5 protein-coding genes are annotated in these 5,806 nt (G+C 62.6%); 1 reads left to right on the top strand and 4 read right to left on the bottom strand.

What is annotated here, in order from left to right; genetic code table 11:
- On the bottom strand, nucleotides 1-775 hold a 775-nt coding region (locus tag WBV42_RS02030), incomplete at its 3' end, for a DUF7351 domain-containing protein (RefSeq protein ID WP_423984553.1).
- Between the two features lie 42 nt (nucleotides 776-817).
- Here WBV42_RS02030 and WBV42_RS02025 point away from each other — a divergent pair.
- A complete protein-coding gene (locus tag WBV42_RS02025; protein WP_423984552.1) occupies nucleotides 818-952 on the top strand; it encodes a hypothetical protein in 135 nt (44 codons plus the stop codon).
- Between the two features lie 144 nt (nucleotides 953-1,096).
- On the opposite strand, the gene hmgB is transcribed toward WBV42_RS02025, so the two are convergent.
- From hmgB to WBV42_RS02010, 3 genes are all read right to left on the bottom strand, one after another.
- Nucleotides 1,097-2,434, bottom strand: coding sequence for a hydroxymethylglutaryl-CoA synthase (hmgB, locus tag WBV42_RS02020; protein ID WP_423984551.1), 1,338 nt, complete (start codon nucleotides 2,432-2,434; stop codon nucleotides 1,097-1,099).
- A gap of 68 nt (nucleotides 2,435-2,502) precedes the next feature.
- Nucleotides 2,503-5,187, bottom strand: coding sequence for a hypothetical protein (locus tag WBV42_RS02015; protein WP_423984550.1), 2,685 nt, complete (start codon nucleotides 5,185-5,187; stop codon nucleotides 2,503-2,505).
- A gap of 44 nt (nucleotides 5,188-5,231) precedes the next feature.
- Nucleotides 5,232-5,806, bottom strand: a 575-nt coding sequence (locus tag WBV42_RS02010; RefSeq protein WP_423984549.1) for a DUF2150 family protein, incomplete at its 5' end; no start/stop codon positions are given.

The following is a 5,806-nucleotide window of genomic DNA, read 5'->3' as shown; positions in this document are numbered from 1 at the left end:
TTTCCGCGTCGTGATACTCCACGTGTGCGTTCGCCGGGGCACTGCACTCCGGGCAGACGCCGTCGGCCATGAGCGACAGACGATGGCGGTGGTGCCGGTCGAACGCCGTCAGCAGGCCGTCGGGGTCGTGGGTGCGGTAGCTCGCGGTTTCGCCAGACTCCGTCTGGCTGACTGCCGAGCGTTGCTCGGCAATTTCACCGCGATCTTGCGAGGTTTCTGCGAAACCTCGGTGCCCTCCCGGTGGAAACGGCAGCGTGAGCGTCGGGCGTTCGCAGGCCCGGCATTCGACGACGACGTAGTTGTCCTCCCCGTGGGCTTCCAGTTCCTCTTTGCCGCAGAACGGGCACGGGTCGCCGACCCGAATCGGGTCGAAATCAACGCTGTCGGTGTACGTCCCGGCGCGAATCGCCCGCGCGATTTCCCGACCGGCGTAGGTCAGAGTGTATCCGCCGTCCGTCTTCCGGACGAAGTGCTCGGCCAACTGTCGCAGGTGGTACGAAAAGCCCGCCGTGTTTTCGGCTGGCGACGCGTCGAACAGGTCCGAGAACGCCAGTGTATCCTCGCCGTCCGTCTCGGCGTCGAGCAGCGCGCGGAGCGCGGCCATCCGAACCTCGTTTCCGAGGACGCCGAAGGCGTCCGTCGGGTCCACTTCCTCCGCTTCGGGTTCGTGGACGAGTTCGGATTCGTCTTCGAACTCGGTTTCGGCATCAGGTTCGGTCTCGACTGTCTCCGGCAGTTCGTCCGCCGTCTGGGATTCCGGCTCGGTTTCGGTCATTTCGTTCGGGTTGGTTTACCGTGGAATTTCGGAGTCAAACGTGTGTCGCTTAGTTGCACGGACGGGCGCGACTCGGATAAGTCGTCCGCTCACGGCGACTACGTGGAGAAAAACAGCAACCCGGACGACTTCATCAGACAGTGGTTCTTCGACTGGAGAGCAGACTTCAGCGACTAGGCACACCTGACGGCGGGTGCTTCGCTCGCCAACGCTTCGCGCTGGCTCGCCTCCGCACCCGACAACGATTGCAGTCGTGGCGAAGGACAGTTCGCAGAAAATACCCACAGCGCAAAACGAAAATCGCCGTCCCTCGTCGCCGTCTTATTCGACGTATTCGTAGGTCCGCTCGTCCATCTCGCCGCGGCCGGTGAAGACGAACTCGTCTTCTGGTTCGGTGAAGTCGTCGAGTTCGACGCGCTTGTCGTGGTTGTGGCGGTCGTGGACCTGCTCGTACTCGTCGTAGGAGAGGTTGTAGCGGTTCCGAATCTGCTCGTCGATGGAGAGTTGGTCGATCTCATCGATCCAGCCGTCTTGGACGGTTTCGGCGTGGATTTCGGCCTGTGCGCCGCTCCCGTAGGAGCCGACGAGGAGCTTCTTGCCGACCATTTCCATGTCGTTTTCGGCGGCGTACTGAAGCGCCGAGGCGCGGGCGATGTGGACCGACCCGGTGTACCAGTTGCCGACCTCGCGCGAGATGCGGAGCGTCGGTTCGATGGTGTTCGCGTACCACTCCTGGTACTGTTCGGTCGCCTTGAGGTCGTCCATGTACGCGCTGATGGCTTCCTCGAACTGCTCGCGGTCGTCGTAATCCTGCTCGCGCGGTTGGCGGCCGATTTCGGCGGCGAGTTCCTCCTCGATACCCGTGTCACGAATGGTGTGTCGGAAGGCGAACAGCCCGGCCTTGCGGACCATTCCGGGGAACGGCGTGTGGTACGGACCGAAGACGTAATCGCCGGGGTGGGTCTCCCCACCGGCGCGCTCGAAGTCCTCCAGCGCCTCGCGCATGCGGGCGAGGTACACCTGCATGGAGCGCTTGCCGTCCACGCTGGGGAACTGCTGGTTGGGCTTCAAAAAGTCCGTCTCGTCGGCGCTACCGTAGCCCTGTTCGGTCGAGAGTTCGACGAGGGACGGGTCCTCGCTGATGAGCATCGCCACGGCACCGGCACCCTGCGTGGCCTCGCCGGGGTCGCCACGGGCGTACAGCGCGGTGTCGGTCGCGATGACGAGCGCGGAGCGCCCGCGGTTGCGGCCCGCCTTGATCCAGTTGTAGGCGTCGTCCAAACTCTGGGTTCCGGCGATACAGGCGAACTTGCGCTCACCTTTGTTGGCGTGGTGGAAGTCGCCGTCGTACACCTGTTCGAGACAGCCCGCGATGTACGTCGAGACGGGCTTGGAGTTGTCGAACGCGCTCTCCGTGGCGACGTCGATACGACCGATGTCGTCCGGCGTCAGTCCCTTGCGCTTCATCAGTCGATGGGCCGCGTTCGCGCCCATCGTCACGATGTCCTCGTACGCGTCGGGGAACGAACTGGCGTTCAGTCCCAATCCCTTCGTGTAGTACGCCGGATCCTTGTCTTTGACCGGTGCGACTGTCTCCGGGAGGTCGAGTTTCAGCTTCCCAGTCCAAATTTCGATGGCGTCGATACCGACGGCTGTCATTCTTGCTCCAACGTTGCATAACACAGTATAAGTTTTTGTCGATAGAGGTATCGACGAACGTCGAAAGCCTAGCCGGCCGTGTCGGATCGCTCGACGGAGTCGACGATGACGTCATCCGAATCGTAGACGAGCAGTTTTATCGTGAATTTCGTTCCACCGCCGTACCCGCCATCCAACCGGAACGAGCCGTGACGGTCCGTGCTGCTGTCGTATACGGCGTCCCCGTTTCCACGGCTGATGGCCGCGCCCGAGACCCTGGTGAAATCGCTTCCCGACGAGAGGTCGTAGTCGAGTGTGTATCGTGGCTGGCCGTATTTCGTCCGGTCGTCGACACTGTACGAATCGATAGTCGCGCTGTCGGCGGTGCTCAAGTCGTCGTTTCCGTCCGGATCGAGGCTGTCCGCTTCGTCAGTTATCGACCGCTCAGCCGCGACGTACTCCGTCCCGTCGGCGTGTTCGTAGATGACTTGCACCGTCATTCGCCACCGTTCGTCCGAACCGTAGCTCAATCGGTAGGCGGCGCTTCCACGCTTCGACGTGGACGTGTTCGTCCCCTTCGCGTCGTTTCCGCGTTGAAGGTCGTCGGTGACGACTTGCACGCGCTCGAACGACGAATTAGTCCTCGTGACGTCGTAGGACGTGGTGAACCGCACCCTGTCCTGATCCACGTGTGAAAGGTCGTCCACTCGCATTCCGATCCGTGGCGTTCGCGCGTCGTCGTCGCCGTTTCCATCGCCACCGTTGTTCCCGCTCGGAACGAACGTGACCCGCTTTTCGCCGGTCGTTCCGTTCTCCAAGCGATAATCGACGGTGACGGTCACCTGTTTCCCGACCATGTCCACGTTCCGATATTCGTTCCGGTAGCTCCCCCGGAAGAGTTCGTACAGCGAGAACGTCGCCGTCCCGTCACTCGACACGACGGGATTGTGGCCGTGTACGCGACCATCGTCATCGAGGTCGTAGGAGTTCCTGAGGTAGGTTCCGTCCCGGGCGGTCGGGAAATAGAGGTCGCTGAAATCCACGTACCCCGAGTCGTGGTCCGTTTCGACGACTTCGCTGTGCCCGACCGAACCGTCGTCACCGGACCGGTCGGCGATGACGTCGATACCGGTGTCGGCGGGATCGATCTCGACGTTCGTGATCGTGGCGGATTGAGCGAACCCGTTCCGAAGGCTGAACTCGACTCCGCCCTTCGTGTCGCCATCGTCCGGCCCATCGACTGCGATGGCGTCGTTCCCGTACACGAACCGACCGGGTATCCCGTCCGTTCGAACGACGTGAACGACGACCGGGTCGGCGTCCCCGCCGCTCGCGGCGAGCAGTCTCACGTCGCCCGTCGAACTCGCCTCGACGGTCGTCCGCACTTCCCCGTTCGAATCCGTCGTCGCGCTCGTCGGGGACGTGCTCAGGATCCCCGTTCGGTTGAGACCGAAATCGACGTTCGTCCCCGTGACGGGTTGGTCGTCGTAGGTAACGTTCGCCGTCAGCGTGACGGACGAACGCTCGCTCCTGTCGAGGGTACACTCGTCGAGCGAGGGGGTACAGTCGAGTCCGTTCGACGCGACCCACTCGACGTTGTAGCTTCCACCGCCGCTCCCGCCACCAGTGCCGCCTGCAACCGCGTGGATGGGGAATTCGACGCGCTCGCGTGCCGCGCTATCGTCGTCGATGGAGAGCGTCACCGTTTCGTCACCCGGCGCAGTCGCATCGTATTCGAACCGAACCCGTCCCTGATCGTCCGTCCGATGGCTTCCCGCCACCGTCCCGCCGCTCGCGTTCACGACGACGCCGCTCACGGGATTGTTGTACCTGTCGCGCACCTCCGCGACGAGCGTTGTCGTCCCCCCAGAGACCACGTTCCCGCCGCCGCTGACGTTCGTGATGTACTCCTCGCTCGTGGCTTTCGTACCCGATCCGACGCCGACCTTCGCCATTCGAAGGTCGTAGGTGACGGGGGTCCCGTCCTCGTCTCCACGGAGCGTGAGTTCGAGGATACCGTCCTCGACGCTCACGCTCTCGACGTAGCCGTTCGCTTTCTGTTCCGCGAGCAATCGGTTCCACTTCTCCTCGGAGAGGGCCGTCGGCACGCGGATCACCGGGTCGCTCCCGTTCGACTGCACCGAAATACTGCGTGTGACGGTCGAGGGACTCAGCGCCTGTGGGTCGAGGCTGACCGTCCCCGACTGGGCTCGGGAGAGGTTCCCATCCAGCGTGACAAGCGTGATCCGCTTACCCTGGACGAGTTGCTGGCCGGTCAGGGTGGCGTTGCCGTCACGTCCACGGTTGTAGACGACGGAGCTTTCGTACACCGTGTCGGGCGCGTTGCCGTACTGGTTGTAGTCCGGCACGTAGACGAGTGACCGGGTCGAAAACGAGTGTTCGCTGGCGTCGAAATAGTCGGCCGTCTCCGGGTCGGTCGCCTTCAGGTTCTCGATGTCGACCGTTCCCGATTCCCGCGTTCTGAGCGTCCCCGAGGCGGGTGGTGGGTTGACGAAGAGGACGTGTCCGGGATACTGCGTGCCGAGCGTGACCGACGTCGGTTGGCCTGATCCGGTCGCGGCCGTACGAAGAATCGCGTTGCGCACGTCCTGCATCTGGCTCTGCACCCGCTCGTCGTGACGAAATTCGACCTTCGTGTTTTGACTCGGGATGACAGTCGCCTGATACAGCGACATGGCGACGACCAGCATGGCGAACAGGAGAATCGCACCGACCTGCACGGTCACGCCACGGTCGTCCGACCGGAACGTCATGCGTGAGACAGATACGTGAAAAGGATAAAAAACCTGTTACTCGATTACTCGTCGTCTTCTTCGACGAGCTCCGGGTCGCTCATCGCGCTCTGAAGGCTGTCGAGGCCGTTTACCCACTCCGTAACGAGACCGTACTCCATCTCCTCCATGATTGATATGTCGAGTTCGTCACCCGCGAAGATGCGCGTGCCACCCGCCGCGACGAGACCGAGCGCGGAGTCCAAATCCTCCGCTTCTTCGGCCTTCTCGGCTTCGATGATGTAGTCCTCGACGGGCGCGTCCTCGGCGGGGCCCTGTGCGACGTACTCCTCCGACGCGTAAAACACGCAGAGCAGGCTCGTCTGGACGCCGTCGATGAGCATCGCTTTCTCCTCGTCCTCGAATTCGACTTCGCCGAGGACGGTCTCTCGGATGTCGGTGAGTTCCGAGAGAGCCGTCTCCTCGTCGATGTCCTCGTCATCGTACGCGGTGACGATTTTGGCGACGGCGATTGCCACGTCGTCCTGCAGGTTAAGCAGGAGCCGTGCGGAATCCTCGTCCTCCGGGTCGATTTCTTCGTCCTTGATTCTGTCCAACCAGTTCTGCCAGCGTTCTTCGGAGTAGAACTCCTCTGGAGGAG

Source organism: Haladaptatus sp. (genome assembly GCF_049589095.1).
Taxonomy (GTDB): Archaea; Halobacteriota; Halobacteria; order Halobacteriales; family Haladaptataceae; genus Haladaptatus.
Note: the sequence above shows the minus strand (reverse complement) of the source record. Positions and strands in the feature narration are given on the sequence as shown.

What these genes read in the sequence shown, in the direction of transcription:
- WBV42_RS02015 (WP_423984550.1), bottom strand. Translation starts at nt 5,187, where the DNA reads ATGACGTTCCGGTCGGACGACCGTGGCGTGACCGTGCAGGTCGGTGCG.
- hmgB (WP_423984551.1), bottom strand. Translation starts at nt 2,434, where the DNA reads ATGACAGCCGTCGGTATCGACGCCATCGAAATTTGGACTGGGAAGCTG.